The organism is Catalinimonas alkaloidigena, assembly GCF_029504655.1.
Classification (GTDB): Bacteria; Bacteroidota; Bacteroidia; order Cytophagales; family Cyclobacteriaceae; genus Catalinimonas; species Catalinimonas alkaloidigena.
Genome location: NZ_JAQFIL010000001.1, coordinates 3,651,145 through 3,667,399 on the forward strand (window position 1 = coordinate 3,651,145; position 16,255 = coordinate 3,667,399).

Below are 16,255 nucleotides of genomic sequence, written 5' to 3' on the forward strand. Positions count from 1 at the left end.
TAAAGCAAAATAATATGAGTAAGCTTTCAATACCTCCCCATATTAAATAGCTAATTCACTTTAAATCCTTAAGTAAAAAAAAACCAGCCCAACATGGTATCTGGCTTGTTACTTCACCAACACAATGAATAGTTTCTTCACTAAAGCTTAGCTTTCTTTACTACTTACCCTGGACAATTTCTCCATTTTTAGGCTTTCTATCTGCTTTACATATTCTTCTTCTTTACGCTGTTGAGCCTCCTGAATAGCATGCAATTCTTCCATGTTCTGACGCACTTCCTCCTCCTGTGCCCGTAGCTCTACGGCTTGTTGCTGGGAAGACTCATATAACATTCTTATCTGCGCATTAGCCCTCACCTTTGCTATGGAAGCCGCTATGCTGTCAGCGGCTTTTTCTACCATCTCTATTTGATACGCGGAAAACTCCCTGAAAGAGGCCAGTTCTATAACTCCAATCACCTCTTCATTATAGAGCAGCGGCACTAATATTAAACTCTTTGGATTGGCATCCCCTAATCCTGAGGTGATAGTGATAAAATTTTCTGGAATCTCGGTCAAATATATTGTATCCTGCTCCAGCCATACCTGGCCTATCAAGCCTTCTCCTGCAAAAAATCTATCCTGATGAAATTTCCTTCTGCCCCAGGCATAACTTCCTTTCAATACCATAACGGTTTCATCACCATCGCTTTCTTTGACAAATATGCCTCCCTGGTTAATGTTTAAGTAGGTTACTAATTCTGATATGATTTGAGCGTAAAAATCCTCTTGATCTTCAAACTTTCTAAGCATACCTTCCATCTGTGCTATCCCCTCATTGCTCCAGCTTCTTTGGTTTTGCTCTTTTACCATTCTAAATAGCTTCTCCCGCATTTCTAATAATGCGTTGCCTAAGCGGTCTTGTGCACTTAATAATTGAAATCCGGTTTCTAAATGCCCCTCTCCTATTTTTCCTGCATACTCCGTGTATTGATGCATGCCTAGGATTAACTGATTGATCGCATTTTTAGTCTGACCTACCTCATCGAGTATGTCTTCCGCAAAAGCTTCAGGTATGATACCTTGTGATAACCTGCTGATCTTGTCTTTTATCTGCGTAAAGTTGGTACTTAACCTACTGGCATTTCGGCTCAATATTACCAACATGAATAGTCCTACGATTAACTGCACACCCAACAAAATAGCCAAAAATCGCATCCGAAAGGCTTTTTCCTCAGTTATTTGCCGACCTATTCTTTCTTTGATATTGAATATAATGTTTTCAATGGTTTGAGCAGTATTTTGTAACTGTCCTAACATAGCTTGATCAGATTGTAATCCGATCTGAATTTCCATACTTACTAAAGTATTGAAAAGCCTGCCATAGTCCCTTAAGTAAGACAATATTTCCAGTTGAGCAGTAGTGGGTGTATGACTTTCTATGCCAGCAGTAAACTTATGAAGTTGGTCATTAAATTTCTGTTGGTATTTGGTATCTTTCCTCAATAAAAAATCTTTCTCATGTCTTCTTAACATAAGCATATCTGCATGCTCATAAGGATAGGGATAATCTTCAACTTTATGGATAAGCTCTCGTAATGAGCCAACCAAACCATAATCCTTGAAGCCACGAAGCAGACATTGATTACTCAATTCATCAAATTGTCTTTCATAAAGTGTTAGTTGGTGATGAATTTGACTCAAATCATCACTTCCTTCATCCACAGACAAAAGGGAGGGTAACTGCTTTTTAATTCGTAACAACTGAATTGAAATGCTATCTAAAAAAAGGCTATGTCTATTTTTATAAAAGTTTTCATTGATCAGTTCATTACCCAGGAAATCCTTTTCGTAATTTCTGATTTGGCGAAAGCTTGATTGTACCTCTATGAGTTGAAGCTGCTTCCTATCCAGTTCATTCATTTTGTCCAAGGAAAAGAAACTCCATACTGCAGTAAAAGTGGAAAATAACAATAAAGTGCCAAAAGCTATTTTGAGTTGAAGACTGATGCTTAATTTGTTCAATCTCATTTGTCATGCATTAAGTGTATGACAAATATATGATAAATACAATATTTTATATTGTTTTTGTTACATTTAACAAAAACATAATATTACCAATTCAATACTAAGATTTTGATAAAAAAGCTTTTTTAAGCTAATGCATCCTGACTAAAAGCGATAAAATGTACAATTTATCTCTTATTTATTTAGGCTATATATCAAGATAATGCAAATATAGGATACCCAATAGATGTATGATTGAGGATTTGATTGATCAATCTAACAAGCATATTATCCATAATTCAAAATTGAAGTATCAAATAGCTTGTATAGTGAATACGCTTCTATGCTTCAACATACCTGTCATCAAAAAGGAAAGTTAAGCCCCAGTATTAATCTGTTCCAATCCTAAGCCAGGCAATCTTTTTTTAGGGGCTGCTTTATTTGCATATTTTGCTTATAAATTATATAAACAAACATAGAATTATTTATAAAAAGAAGGAATTGCCAAAGCATGCTTAGGATATATAACCAGAAAACTTAAGTCACGAAAATCATTTGATAATACCGTGGGAATTTTTTCAATCATAGGATGATAGGAAACGGTATTCTCCCGGGTACTTGTGATAACCAACAAATCCGAGGGTGTGATGATATCAACCAGAGAGCTTATCCCTTTTGCCGCCTCTATGTGATTTTCAACAAACTGTACACTGGCTTTTTCCATTTGAAGTTCATGCATTAAAGCTTGTCCAGTTTCTGAGCTTCCATAATAATGTAAAACACCAGTGGTCTTATTACATAACCTGCCCAAAGTAGTCACCCAATAACTAAATCCTATTTCAGCTTCTGCGTTTGGTAAGGTCCATAATACTATTCTTCGAAATGTATTGAGCGGGTTGAGCAACTTAACCACCATTACTTCCTGTTCAGTATCACTAACTACATGGTCTAACACACTGCCAAACAACCTATCTTTCGTAGCAAGGTTTCCGTTCCACCCCATAACAATTTTAGTGGCGCCCATCTCCTTTGACGCCCTGATGATACCACTGGAAGCATTCATATCTACTCTTGAAATAGGATGAATCATCTGGTTTGCAGCCGTAGCATGTTTCCGAGCTTTCTCAAAAGAAGCCTGATTATGCCACAAGTTCTCTTTAGCCCCTTCATCATCAAGTACGACCGAAAGTGAGTAAACAGGATTGCCGTCATCCTGCTGCTTGATCATGACTGCCAGGTCAATGAGTTGTTCCATATTGGCTGGATTGGCTACCGGCACTAGTATTCTTTCTTGCTGTTGATCTGATGGCGGAGGTTTGTATGCCTCTACTGCCAATTTTCTTCCCGCCCGATCTGTAATGAAAGAACTGACCATGCAGGTGATAAGTATCAGCACTACTGTGCCGTTCAGTACATTTTCATCCAGCAACTCTAAATTGTACGCAATGAGAATGATTGCAATGGTAGCAGCAGCATGGGCGCTGCTAAGTCCGAATATCACATTGCGCTGCAGAATAGAAAATCCAAATGACCATTGGGTTAAATGAGCTGCGATCAACTTACTGAGCAAAGCGACACTGGTGAGCGTAAAAGCTACTATCAGGGCTTCTGATCCACGAAACACTACGCCAGGATCTACCAGCATACCGACGTTGATCAAAAAAAATGGAATAAAGAGTGCATTACCGATGAACTCAATTCTACTCATCAAAACTGATGTATGAGGTACAAGTCTGTTGAGTGCCAGGCCAGCTAAAAAAGCCCCTATGATAGGTTCCAAACCTGCGAGTTCGGCTAGAAACGCTGCTAAAAAAACCATCATCAATGTGAAGGTATATTGCACAACTCCATCCTGCTCAGCATTCCGAAAAAACCAGCGGGCAATTTTAGGAAAACCCCAAAGCACCAGTACAGTAAAAAGCAGGGTAGATACTACCAATTGTATCCAAAAAAAAGTGTTCAGCGTACCTTTTACGGAAGCAGTAATCAGTACTAATATCATCAATGCTGCCGTATCGGTGATCATAGTACCTCCCACTGTGACCGTAACCGCTTCGTTGCGAGCAATACCTAAGCGGCTTGCAATGGGATATGCGATCAAAGTATGCGTAGCAAACATGCTAGCCAGCAAAATGGATGATCGTAGAGGATAATCAAGAAAGTAGTAAGAGACCAGCGTACCTATGAGTAGAGGGATGAAAAATGTAAAAGCACCAAAGCCCAAGCTGCGCTTTCTGTTTTTACTAAAGTCTACCAGGTCAATCTCCAGTCCGGCTACAAACATAATATACAACAGCCCCACAGTGCCAAAGAGCGTGGTTTCACCTTGTTCCAGAATATTCAATCCATGGGGGCCAATGACGGTGCCAGCCAGGATCAAGCCAATGACGCCTGGAATGCGAAAGCGGGTGAATAAGAGAGGAGCAAAAAGAATAACCAATAGAATTACTGTAAATTTTTGTACCGGATCGGAGAGAGGAAGCTGGAAATCAACCAGTAATTGCATAGTACTTGGATTTAAGTTTGTAATGTTTCTCAGCCCTGAAAAAAAACAAACGAATGTACTTCAAATAATTACAGCTTTCGCCTGGGTTAGCGTATTTATTACAATGGGTAATTGTACTATACTAGCACAGCGGGATCAGTGTATTACAGGGATAAAAAATATTGTAAATTTATAGTAGGATTCTACAGATAATGGTCACCACGGATTGCAAATATACTTCCGGCAGTGCATGATTATTAGCGTAAGAGGCCCGGCCCTAAGCCAATGTTGGACATGCACCTGTGAAGCAGCCCATAGGCTTCCTAAAGGTGGGCTATAGCTTCAAAAATGCATTGAGTTGCGCTACTGTAGTGTGGTAATGAAGAGCAGTTGCCCTCACATCTACACGTTTGGCAATTTTTGCTTTCCTGGCTTAGCTAAAAGGGAATCCCACCCATGCTATGACTGGGATAGCCGACCTTACGTAGCGAATGGACCCAAGTAATTAAGCCAAGCGCATTGCTAACAAGCGCAGCACTCACTCTGGCATCACAGCCTCTGAGGACAAAAAATTCAGTTATATTTAAGTAGATGCAGATAAATATCGCTCAATTTCCTGTACAGTGTGTCTGGCACTTCGTCCGACTCCAATTAATGTAGCAGAAGCAAAACCAGTCCAGCTTCCATAGCCTACCAGCCATAAACCCTCTATTTTCAAAGCTTTGGTTTGCTTAGTGAGTATCCGACCATTGTTTTCTATTACATTCAATGGTTTAAGATGCTCCAGCGCAGGGCGAAATCCAGTACAGAAAATGACCGAATCTGCTTTGACGAATTCTCCGTTCTGAAGTACTGCGCCATCCTTTTTAAAGTGTTCAATGGTAGGCTTGGCTTTAAGAACATCTCTTTCTCTGGCTTCTTTCACTGGGGGCACCATGACAATATCTCCTAAAGAAGGAGGACGGTAACTTTCCCCCTGCTTCTGAGCTGCATACCGAGTTGAGGCCCTGTCAAAGAGCACTCTTCCATCCACATCATCAGGCAGAAAAGAAGGCTCTATTGATGTCAGCCAGCTGGTCTGCGCATGCTGACTGACTTCGGCAAGGATCTGCGCACCTGAATTCCCCTCCCCCACGATGATCACCCGTTGATCTTTGAAAGGTTCAGGGGACCGATATGCAGCGGAATGCAAAATATCGCCTTCAAAATTCTCCATACCCTGAACCTGAGGAATAAAAGGCTTGGTAAAACTTCCCGTAGCACTTACTACTACTTTAGTCCGGAATTCACCCTGATTAGTCTTCAGTTGGTAAAGCCCTTTTACCTTCTCAACTCTCTCCACATAAGTAGGTCTTTGTACTGCCAGCTGGTATTTCTCTTCGTACATCCGAAGATAGTCCAGCGTATCTTCCCGGCTTGGGTAGTAATCCGCACCCCCGGGCATTATTGTTCCGGGAAGACTACTATAAGTGGCTGGAGAAAAGAGCCGAAGCGATTGCCAATAATGCTGCCAGCTTCCTCCTGACTTCTCTTCTTTGTCCAGAATAAGATACCTGAAGTCAGTTCTTCGCAGATAATAACCTACTGCCAAAGCACTCTGCCCTCCTCCAATGATAATCACATCATAGATTTCCATCAGGATTCTACATTTGATGTCTTGTCTCCGTATAACCTTTTTCTAAACCAGAAAGCAAGATTGACCAGCAATATCAATGCAGGCACTTCAATGAGCGGCCCTACTACTCCGGCAAAAGCTTGTCCTGATTCTATTCCGAAAACGCCTACCGCCACCGCGATCGCCAGCTCAAAATTATTTCCGGTAGCGGTAAACGAAACTGAAGTGTTTTCAGCATAACTGGCTCCCAGCTTTTTGGCTAATAAGAAACTTAATACGAACATCAGTCCGAAGTAAATCATCAGTGGGACTGCAATGCGTAGCACATCCAGCGGGATATCTACAATCGTCTGCCCTTTAAAACTAAACATCACTACAATCGTAAAAAGCAAGGCAATCAGGGTCAGCGGACTAATTCTGGGAATAACATTTTCTACGTACCACTGTTCTCCCTTGGTTTTAACGAAGAAGTAGCGTGTCAGAAAACCAGCTAAAAATGGAACGCCCAGATAGAGGAATACACTCTCGGCTACCTCTCCCATGCTGATGTTGACCACAGAGCCTTCAATACCAAAGTAGGGTGGCAATACGGTAATGAACAGCCAGGCGAAGAAGCTATAAAAGATGACCTGAAAGATACTATTAAGTGCTACAAGACTAGCGGCATATTCCTTATCTCCTTGTGCCAGATCATTCCACACCAATACCATGGCAATACAACGGGCCAGACCAATGAGGATCAGTCCGATCATATACTCAGGATAGTCACTCAGAAACGTTATCGCTAACAGGAACATGAGCACCGGCCCTATGACCCAGTTAAGTACCAATGACAGGCTTACGACTTTAAGATTTTTGAAAACTTTACCCAGATGTTCATAGCGTACTTTGGCAAGGGGGGGATACATCATCACTATCAATCCGATAGCGATGGGTATATTAGTTGTACCCGCTTGAAACTGACTAAAAAACCCTTCTATATCAGGGATCAGATTTCCCAAAGCCACACCTACAGCCATAGCCATAAAAATCCAGAGGGTAAGAAAGCGGTCTAATAAGGAAAGTTTTTTCTTTTGTGGTTTTTCTTTAATCTTCATGAAGTTCAATTTTCACTAAACAATTTATCTTTTTCATGAGCAGCACCCCCTACTTTGCTGTACGGGAGGACATGGTACTGACCCATAACTACAGTAGACACAGCAGTCACTGTTTTGGGGCTTCAGCACAGTTTTACAATGCTTACATTCATAAAAATACTGACAGGCATTTTGGGGCATTTCTTCTTTACTGCTGACATGGCAGTTAGGGCATTTGATCACGGAGCTTAATTCAATTCCCATATTTGAGTACGATAGCAAGCTGGCCTGCATGATAAGCAGTATGAGAACTAATTCTGCCCATAGCTTCAGCCTTCGTTTTGGCACCAAATTCTTTTGTGCTGACTTTCATTTCCCAATCTTCATCCTTTTGTTTTTCAACAATGGACTTAAGACTTTCAAAAGCATATAACTGGTAGTCCAGTAATTCCTCTAGCTGTGTCCACTCGCCTGTGTCTTTACCTGCCATCACAGTTTTGGCAGATACTTTTAAGGCCCTGTCTCCAAATATATTTTTGGCAAACAAGAGTTCTACATCGGCAATGTGACGGATCAGAAAGCCTGCTGAATTTGGACTATCGCCTAATTTTTTTCGCAGGTCTGCTTGCGAAATATGGCTTAGCTGATTACTGAACCTGGTTCTGCTTTCCGCCCAGCTTTGTAGAAAGGCTTCTGTCGTTTTCATACGCATGTTCATTTACTTTTACAATTCCTCTAAAAACAACATCATTTCGTCTGTTCTGGTGTAGTCATTCGTTTTGTATATCACATTTCCTTCCGCATCGGTAATCAAAAAGAATGGGATACCGATTTTAAGCTCCGGAAAGCGCTCATCATTTCTGTACTTCTCAAACTCAGCAGATGTATCATAGACCTTATAGAGTACTGCATTTTGTAGTACCTCATTGAGCGCCATATCTTCTTGCGTCATTTTTTGGAATGCTTTGCAGTTGGTACACCAGTCCCCATGAAAATCTACGAACACAAGCTTACCGCTTTGAGCTGCCTGCTGATAGGCTAATCCTTTATCCAGATACCAGCTTAATTCTCCTTTCTGCTCAATGGCAGATACAGTAGAAGATGATGCCACATTTACATTAGCAGCATTGCCTGCTGAGACAGGTAGTACTATCATTTGTGAGCCCATCAGGAAAAAGCCAAGTACGGCGGCCAGTGCAAATAAGGCTTGCTGCATTCTGAGTTGCCTGACTACTGCTTTTGCTTGCAGCTTATAGACAGCCCAGACAAATAGCAGTGCGCTCAATACCAGATAAGAAGCTCTGGTATCTTCAAAGCCCCAGATATTTAATGCTTTTACCACATAGCCAAGCGCAAAGTAGCCAATGAGCAATGCAAATATCCATTGTACATACAACATCCATTTGCCACTTTTAGGCAGGCTCAGGCCAAATACTCCCAGCAGTAGCACTGGTAGTCCCACTCCCATTCCAAACAGCAGCATTTTGAAGGCTGCGCTTAGCGTCATGCCAAGGGTGACTGTAGTGGAAGTACTGGCGATGGATAAAAGTATACTTACCACAATTGGTCCCACACAGGCAGAAGACAATATGCCTGCTCCGGCACCCATCAGCAAGCTTCCTCCCAGCCCCTGCTGCTTACTATCCATTTGTCCTCCAAATAAAGGAAGATGCAGCAAATCTACTGTGGCAAGTGCCATGACGAAAAGTAGTACCCCAATCAAAAGATTAGCGATAGGCAGTCGTAAAACTTCATTGAACATCCCTCCGGTCAGAGAAGCAAGAATGCCAAAAAGCAGATAAGTGGCTGCCAACCCAATATAGTAAACCAAAGGATGAGCAAATTTTCCAAGACTGCTTTGCCTGCCTCTCAAGAAATTTACGGTGAGCGGGTATACCGGATACACACAAGGCAGCAGGCTTGCCAAAATTCCGCCTAGCAATAGAAAAAAGTAGCTACCGAGGTCGGAAGAAGTGGCCAGTTCTTCCCCCACCCAGGTATTCATCGTATCAAAAACTGATTGTGCATGCCCACTTAGGAACATGCACAGCATTAATGTAGTAAGTATGAGCTTTTTAAGCATTGTACTATGACTTCACTTTTGACATCATAAAGAACATCTCCCTAGCGATCTGATGGCAACGCTCATCATATTTGGCTTCTTCCTGGGCTGTGCCATCAAACTCCTTAGGGTCGTCATAGGGAACAGGAATGCGCAATGAGGCACCGGGAATGAGAGGACAGTTCTTATCCGCTTCCGAGCAGGTCATAATGGCTGCAAAATCTTTTTGTGGATTCTCGGGGGCATCATACTTCTTGGAAAAAGCCTCTACAGTAGGTACACCTTCAGCATAGTTTACCGCATATACCGGATTATCTCCCTGCTTCACAGTCGTGATATTGAAACCTGCTTTTTTCATGGCCTTCACTGCTCGTGGATTAAAGGCGGTTGCCTCAGTTCCTCCTGAATAGGTCTCCACGCCTTCCACACCATAGAAATGCGCAGCCGCCTGAGTCCAGAGCTGAGACATATGGCTGCGACGGGAATTATGGGTACAGATAAAAGTGAGCTTAGCTGCCTCTCCTGAGTTTTGTTTGGTAGAAATATATAAGGCTAATTTGGTAAGCGCTCTTTTTCGCTCTTCTGGTATTTGGTCAAATTCAGAGGTTATCTGATCTACGTAAGGCTGTAGGGAAGCATTTAGCTCCCCGGGTTTAGTTTCATTGGAATTCATAGCTGTCAAGGTTAATAACATAAATAGACATAGAGAAAAAGTTTTCATAGTCGCCTTGGTTAATTGTGTTATTGTAATAATACGATAAGGACACATAAATTTTTTTTAGCAGCAGTTTTTCTTAGGAGTTAAAGAGGCATAGAGGTTGATCATTACATCACGGGCCTCCTCCCAGGCTTCTTCATTGATGCAATACCCAATTCTTGGGCCTTCAATCTCTCCTTTGATGATGCCTGCGTTTTTCAATTCCCTTAAGTGCTGGGATATGGTAGACTGTGAAAGGGGTAACTCTTCTACCAGTTCTCCACAGAAACAACTCTCATGCTTAAGTAAAAATTCAATGATCGCTACTCTGGCCGGATGCGCCAGTGCTTTCGCATACTGAGCGATCTTGTTTTGCCGCTGGTTAAATACTGCTGTCTTACTGATTCCCATAATAAACTTTAGTTATCGTAAAGTAACGATGAGTATTTAAGAATGGCAAGGGTTACTCCCTTTAATTTTTAATGTCCTCCTGTCAGTTAACCTTCGGGATAGAAATTTTCAAATTGATATTCATGATCGTTTTCATAAAGCTTACTCTAACCTGCCGGTGTGCCAAACCCCATAAGCCCAACCCCTCCTGTAAGAAATAGTATACCTCATTTTGAGATAAGCTCTACCACGAGGTCAGGTGCTCTTATTACAGCGGAGTTTTTTTGCTCTCAGAATCAGGTATGACAAAGGAAGTAGGCCAAGCGCATTGTTAATGATTTTTATAAAATTCATGCAAATTAAAAACAGACTTCAAAATCAGGTTTTACATGCTAGCGAAATATCAAATTGATGTATCACCCCGTCCAAGTACATATTTTCTTGTAATAACTGATGGCTATTTTTGAGATAAAAGCCAAGTTATGGAACATCAAGAAATAATGCTGACTCTGTTAGATGATTTTCACAGGAGCGGCAAATCACAAAAGAGTTTTGTCTGGAGCAGGGTATCAAGACTTCCACCTTCAGTTATTGGCTCAAAAAGAAGCGATTAAGTAAAAATCCCAAAGAAGCTAATTGGGAAAATAGAAGAGTAAATATTTTTATCCTTTTCATTTCTTCAAATTGGCGCGTAGAGTAGGCCCTGATAGCCTACTATTAAACATGCTAAAAGATAGCAAATTCTGTAGACTATCAGTGACCCCTTCATCAAACCGGACTTGAAGTTTTCCCTCATCCGGCTTACCGACAGAGTTCTTCATTGAGCTTTCGCAAGCGTTTTCAGGCGCGCATACTTTTCCATATCTAACAGGTTCTTGTGTTTAACCAGATTCCTGTAAGGTCGCTGGCGTAGCGACTTATGCGCCCTCCTCCCTTTTCTCTTCAACCATTTGTACAACTTAAACTCCAGGTGCTGGATGATCGCTTTGATGGTTTTCCAGATATGGGTCACTCTACCAATTGAGAAGTAATTCAACCACCCTATCAGCAGTCCATTGAGCTTGTAAATCATAGGCTCTATCTTCCAGTGTCTCCGTTTTGCCAGTAGCTCCCGGATACCTGTAAATAGCTTCTTCCTTGACTTCTGACTAGGCCGTATGTTCGTATACCTCTTTCCATCTTCTAGGAATCTGGACGTCACCATACGAAACTCAAAACCCAGAAAGTACAAACTACTCTTGCTGATGTGAAGGATCTTTGTTTTCTCCTTATTCAATTTGAGTCCCATTCGGTACATTAGATATCCGATGTATCGGAGTATATCTCTGCTGTACCGCTGTTTTCCCATCAGAACAAAGTCATCCGCATATCGCACTATACGAATGTTTGCTTTCGCAAACTTCCCTTTTGGATTATTGACAATCCGGTCAAAGGCATGCAGGTAAATGTTAGCCAACAGAGGTGATATCACACCACCTTGTGGAGTACCTTGTCTTGAGGCCAGTAGTTCTCCATCTTCCAGTTGTACCGGGGATGTGAGCCACTGCCCAATCAAGTCCAGTATTCCACCATCGCTAATGCGTTCTTTCAGAAGAATGAAAAGCTTGTTGTGTGGGATGGTGTCAAAATACTTTGACAGGTCCGCATCGTAGATGAACTTGTGTCCATCAAACAAGTTTCTCTTGATCTGTTTGACCGCATCTTTCGCTCCCTTCTTGGGCCGAAATCCATAAGATGTAGAAATAAAGTCTGCTTCCCATAATGGCTCTATGACCATCTTTGCTGCCATCTGGACAATTCTGTCCTTGATGGTGGGAATTCCTAGCAAACGAAATTCTCCTTTCTTTTCTTTTGGAATTTCCACCCGTCTTACCGGGGAACTGCGATAGGTGCCGGTTCGTATTTCAGTCTGTATCTCTGTCAGATATTGATGTACTCCGTACATCTCAATATCTGCAAAGCTGACTTTGTCTACTCCCCTACCTGTTGAGTAACTTTGCTTTACTCTGCGCCAGGATTCTATCAGCACGTAGTCCAGGCAAATTTTGTCCTTCAGACTATAAGCTTTGAAATCCTTCTCTTGCTTGGCTCTAATGTATAGCTTCCTTTGAAATACACGAACACGTTCATCACAAAGTGATGGACTTACTAATAGATTTGCATCAATATAGGTCGTTCTGTCTTCCATATAAGCTTCTCTAAAGTAGGGCGCCTTCCCTCCAACAGAGTTTTGTTGTCTCTGTCATCTACGGTACTATGTGCCCCTCCGACTTCTGCAAGTTCCCTTGTCCACTTCGTTATACTTATAGGACCTAGTTTTCGGGAGCCACCCTATGAACTTACAGATCTCCCACGTTTAATGTCATTCCATCTATAATCACGCTATCCCTAGGACTCCGGCAGCTTACTAAGATTCATGCGACTGTTAATCCTCTTGGTATGACAGGGTTCGAGACCGTTAACACTCTCCCCATACTGCGGGTACACCTCTCGAAGCTACTACGGGTTGCGGGGGGCCGCCCCCACGCTTCCGCATTACAGCTTGATTATTTGAAAGAACAAAGCTTCAGCAATACCCTCACGGGTATGACTGTTTGTTTTTCTTCAAGGTGAACAGTCAATTACCTTGGTGGGATTCTCACCCACTGGAATGGCACCACTTCGTGGCGCACTAACGGTTACTGTAGGAGCTGCGAAGGCAGAGCCGTAGCTTTGCGCTTATGGCTTGTTAGTGCCTGGCTTAGGTTTCTCTTTTTATAAATGTTACTGAGTCCTGATCCAACTAAATCATAAATCCTCTACTTGAATATAATTTCTGTATTGCTTGCAGATTTTCAGAAATTACATCTATCAAAATGGAGGTGGAGAGATTACCAAGATTAACTTTTACTAATTTCTTGGGGGTATTACTGATCAGGAAGCTATTTCTATAATCAGCATCTTTTGTAAGAACAGTCAAATCATTTTCATCAGCATAGGTGCTAATATCTCCATCCTTTGTATGCCATTTATCCAAAACTTCATTTACGGAATAGCCTCAAATTCTAATGACCTGAAATATTTTACTCTTTTATAGGATATATGAACATCACAGAGAAACTTCATTAAGCTACCTCTTTAATGTTGTGTCCTGAAAGGGAGAGCTTTGCGTATTGCAAACAGGCAAATATATCTTCTTTTTCCAATTCAGGATGATCGTCTAAAATCGCTTCTATACTCATTCCAGATCCCAGCATATCAATAACTACTTCTACAGGCCATCGCATACCTCATACACATGGTTTGCCATGACATATCTGCGGATCTATTGTAATTCTATTTAGTAAGTTCACCTTTTTGAATTTGACTTTATCAAATTTACGGATTTTATCCTGCCTTTGTTAATTTTTAGCTTGGCACTCTAACTACCGATACAGCGGCTGGCGGAGGCGCAGCCGGAGCAATAGCTGCTGCATTTTGTGCTTGTTGCACAACTATTCCAAGATAGAGGAAAAAGGTTTATCTTAATAGTATAAACCACCTCTTATTCTATGCTGGGTAAGAAATACTACCAACCTAAGCTCTTTACGGAATTCAATCTAGCCAACCGAGTTCCGGAGCATAATTTTTACCGAAGGCTGAAAAATGTTTTGAACCTGGATTTCCTCCAGGAAAAAACTAAGGCTTACTATGGTAGCTGCGGGCAAAAGTCAATTGATCCTGCTGTCTTTTTCAAATTGATGCTGGTAGGATATCTGGAGAACATCATTTCTGACAGGCAGTTGATGCAACATTGCTCTATGCGGCTTGATATTCTCTATTTTCTGGAATATGATATAGACGAAGAACTCCCTTGGCACAGTACTATTAGCCGTACAAGACAGCGATTACCGCAAGCACTTTTTGAGTCGCTCCACGATGGAAGGTCTTTGATCAGGTGCTTTCACTTTGTGTAGCATCAGGTATGGTATCTGGACATACACAAGCAGTAGATTCTGCTTATGTCAAAGCGAATGCATCTTTAGATAGCCTGGAGCAAAAACTTCCTGCTGATACCCCCAAGAATCATCTTAAAAAGGTACTCAAGCAGAACCAAGAGCAACACTCAACAGAAAATAAAAGTGATAGTGAGCAAGAAAAAGATGAGGATTACAAATACATCTCGGTTAACAAGCGTAAACTCAAAGATATTGCTGCCAGAGAGAAAAACTGGACAGAGAAGCAAAGAAGAAGACCCGGTGGGACTGATGAAAGGAGCAAATACCTAAGCAATAAACTTCATTACTCACCTACTGATCCAGAAGCCAGAGTAGCTGTTAAGCCAGGAAAAAGGCGCCAGCTATGCTATGCCGCTCAAATTGCTGTGGATTCTTCTCATCATGTTATTAGTCATATCCAAGCTGATTTTGCGGATAAAAAAGATTGTCAGATTCTACCCACGCTTCTTCAGAACCTGATGCAAAGACTCAAAAAACATGATCTGAAAATTGATAGGCTTTTGGCCGATACTGGCTATAGCAATGGAGAAAACTATGCTATTCTAGAAAGGCATGGCATTGAGGGCTATATTCCTGCTCATGGAACCTATAAGCAGGAATTAGAAGGCTTTGTATATAATGATAAAGAGGATGTATGGATTTGTTCTCAAGGTAAAAAAGCCTCTTTTAGAAGATACTACATTGAGCGGGGAAATCTCAAGAAACGCTACTACACCAAAAGAAAAGACTGTAAAGGCTGCCCAATAAAAATTCAATGCATTGGTAAAGGATATGAAAAGAGGATAGATAAAACCGCATATCAAGCAGAGTACGAGCGCATGATTGCAAGAGTAGAAAGTAGTAAAGGTCAATACCTCAAGAAGCGAAGGCAAGCTACCGTTGAACCAGTGCTAGGAACCCTAATCAACTTCATGGGCATGAGAAAAATCAATACTCGAGGTCTTGCGCTGGCTCACAAGAATTTTGTACTAGCCGCAGCTAGTTACAATCTCAAAAAGTACCTCAATTTCTCTAAAAAGAGGGTAATAGCCCAGGTAAATGCTCTGGAAGGGCAAATATCAGCTATTTTCAATATACCTTCTTTTTGCTGGAGCTGAGGTGAAAAGATTCCGGATAGGTTCCGCTTTTACTCAAAAATAAATCTGTCATAGTAGAAAAGGGGGGTGCGCATCAGCCACTTTTGTTATCAACCGTACTTTTTCATTTTAAGATTTGATAATCTTTAATCAATATCGCTGCTGATAGATTCAACCGTGTCGCTAAGTTCCGCACCATTTCCAAAGTCAATTTTCTCTTTCTATTTAAAATCTCTGAAACTCTGTTCTTTCCTCCAATCTCATCCACTAGATCTCTCTGCTTCAACTGCATTTCTTCCATTCTTATCTTGATAGCCTCAATAGGATCAGGAGCTTCTATAGGATGATACTTCTTCTCGTATTCATCTATTAAAAGTCCTAATACATCTGCTTCGTCACTTTCAACTGTTCCGATAGGTGCATCAAAAATTTCTTCAAGCCTTTTTAATGCTTGCTGATAATCATCTTTAGTTTTTATAAGTCTGATATCCATACTATTTATTTTTAGATCGTATTGGCGTCAACTTTATCATACTCGGCATGAGTTCCTATAAAACGGATAAATATCCACTGTTTCTCAAAGTTAAATTTTGCTATCAATCTGTATGAGTTTCCTTTGATGTTGAAGACAATTCTACTGTCTTTTAAAATACTCGCACTAGCATAAGTGTTTTTTACATCACTCGGACTTTTCCAATCAGCATTCATAGCTGTATCATACCATGTCTTTAAGTGTTGTTCTGAATCCGCATGCTTTTCCCAATAATCTCTGAGCGTACTCTTTGCAAATATTCTTTTCATTCATAGTAAAATTCTACGAACAAAGATAACAAAAGTTCCATATTTGGGAACTAATGATCTGGTTTTATTTTTCATGTTCGTTAAGATACA

Annotated in this window: 16 protein-coding genes; 2 read left to right on the forward strand and 14 right to left on the reverse strand. The window is 41.1% G+C overall.

The genetic code is table 11. The features are described from left to right. Window positions 1-147: 147 nt before the first annotated feature. The 12 genes from OKW21_RS14890 to OKW21_RS14940 all read right to left on the reverse strand — a co-directional run bounded on the left by OKW21_RS14890 (window position 148) and on the right by OKW21_RS14940 (window position 13,577). The gene (locus tag OKW21_RS14890) at window positions 148-2,010 is read right to left on the reverse strand and encodes a GAF domain-containing protein (protein ID WP_277480434.1); all 1,863 of its coding nucleotides are present in this window, start codon (window positions 2,008-2,010) and stop codon (window positions 148-150) included. Between the two features lie 457 nt (window positions 2,011-2,467). Next, window positions 2,468-4,492 carry a cation:proton antiporter gene (locus OKW21_RS14895; protein WP_277480435.1) on the reverse strand — a complete coding sequence of 675 codons (2,025 nt, stop codon included), beginning with the start codon at window positions 4,490-4,492 and terminating at the stop codon, window positions 2,468-2,470. A 562-nt stretch (window positions 4,493-5,054) separates the two neighbouring features. Next, on the reverse strand, window positions 5,055-6,107 hold the full coding sequence (locus tag OKW21_RS14900; RefSeq protein WP_277480437.1) for an ArsO family NAD(P)H-dependent flavin-containing monooxygenase: 1,053 nt from the start codon (window positions 6,105-6,107) through the stop codon (window positions 5,055-5,057). After that, on the reverse strand, window positions 6,107-7,183 hold the full coding sequence (gene arsB / locus OKW21_RS14905; protein WP_277480439.1) for an ACR3 family arsenite efflux transporter: 1,077 nt from the start codon (window positions 7,181-7,183) through the stop codon (window positions 6,107-6,109). Before arsB ends, OKW21_RS14900 begins: the two co-directional genes overlap by 1 nt. A gap of 33 nt (window positions 7,184-7,216) precedes the next feature. After that, window positions 7,217-7,456, reverse strand: a complete 240-nt coding sequence (locus tag OKW21_RS14910) for a GDCCVxC domain-containing (seleno)protein (protein WP_477099974.1) — start codon at window positions 7,454-7,456, stop codon at window positions 7,217-7,219. Beyond that, the gene (locus OKW21_RS14915; protein WP_277480441.1) at window positions 7,416-7,868 is read right to left on the reverse strand and encodes a DinB family protein; all 453 of its coding nucleotides are present in this window, start codon (window positions 7,866-7,868) and stop codon (window positions 7,416-7,418) included. Before OKW21_RS14915 ends, OKW21_RS14910 begins: the two co-directional genes overlap by 41 nt. 18 nt (window positions 7,869-7,886) lie before the next feature. Beyond that, a complete protein-coding gene (locus tag OKW21_RS14920; protein WP_277480442.1) occupies window positions 7,887-9,245 on the reverse strand; it encodes a protein-disulfide reductase DsbD family protein in 1,359 nt (452 codons plus the stop codon). Window positions 9,246-9,249: 4 nt separating this feature from the next. Further along, window positions 9,250-9,897 (reverse strand): arsenate reductase/protein-tyrosine-phosphatase family protein, encoded by a 648-nt coding sequence (locus OKW21_RS14925; RefSeq protein WP_277480443.1) that lies wholly within the window; start codon window positions 9,895-9,897, stop codon window positions 9,250-9,252. Window positions 9,898-10,002: 105 nt separating this feature from the next. After that, window positions 10,003-10,332, reverse strand: a complete 330-nt coding sequence (locus OKW21_RS14930; protein ID WP_277480446.1) for an ArsR/SmtB family transcription factor — start codon at window positions 10,330-10,332, stop codon at window positions 10,003-10,005. A 796-nt stretch (window positions 10,333-11,128) separates the two neighbouring features. Beyond that, window positions 11,129-12,499 carry a group II intron reverse transcriptase/maturase gene (gene ltrA / locus OKW21_RS14935; RefSeq protein ID WP_277480447.1) on the reverse strand — a complete coding sequence of 457 codons (1,371 nt, stop codon included), beginning with the start codon at window positions 12,497-12,499 and terminating at the stop codon, window positions 11,129-11,131. Window positions 12,500-13,093: 594 nt separating this feature from the next. Continuing rightward, on the reverse strand, window positions 13,094-13,327 hold the full coding sequence (locus tag OKW21_RS32725) for a DUF5615 family PIN-like protein (RefSeq protein WP_420870108.1): 234 nt from the start codon (window positions 13,325-13,327) through the stop codon (window positions 13,094-13,096). 88 nt (window positions 13,328-13,415) lie between these two features. Beyond that, window positions 13,416-13,577: a DUF433 domain-containing protein gene (locus OKW21_RS14940; RefSeq protein WP_338130057.1), complete on the reverse strand. Its 162-nt coding sequence runs from the start codon at window positions 13,575-13,577 to the stop codon at window positions 13,416-13,418. A gap of 264 nt (window positions 13,578-13,841) precedes the next feature. On the opposite strand from OKW21_RS14940, the gene OKW21_RS14945 reads away from it, so the two are divergent. Together OKW21_RS14945 and OKW21_RS14950 are read left to right on the forward strand one after the other, a co-directional pair. After that, window positions 13,842-14,246 (forward strand): transposase, encoded by a 405-nt coding sequence (locus OKW21_RS14945; RefSeq protein ID WP_277480448.1) that lies wholly within the window; start codon window positions 13,842-13,844, stop codon window positions 14,244-14,246. Between the two features lie 8 nt (window positions 14,247-14,254). Then, complete coding sequence (locus OKW21_RS14950; protein WP_277480449.1) at window positions 14,255-15,385, forward strand: transposase; 1,131 nt, start codon at window positions 14,255-14,257, stop codon at window positions 15,383-15,385. A 103-nt stretch (window positions 15,386-15,488) separates the two neighbouring features. Here the strand turns inward: OKW21_RS14950 and OKW21_RS14955 are convergent, their stop codons facing one another. Next, on the reverse strand, window positions 15,489-15,857 hold the full coding sequence (locus tag OKW21_RS14955; protein WP_277480450.1) for a helix-turn-helix domain-containing protein: 369 nt from the start codon (window positions 15,855-15,857) through the stop codon (window positions 15,489-15,491). An 11-nt stretch (window positions 15,858-15,868) separates the two neighbouring features. Beyond that, a complete protein-coding gene (locus OKW21_RS14960) occupies window positions 15,869-16,165 on the reverse strand; it encodes a type II toxin-antitoxin system HigB family toxin (RefSeq protein ID WP_277480451.1) in 297 nt (98 codons plus the stop codon). Window positions 16,166-16,255 lie beyond the last annotated feature (90 nt).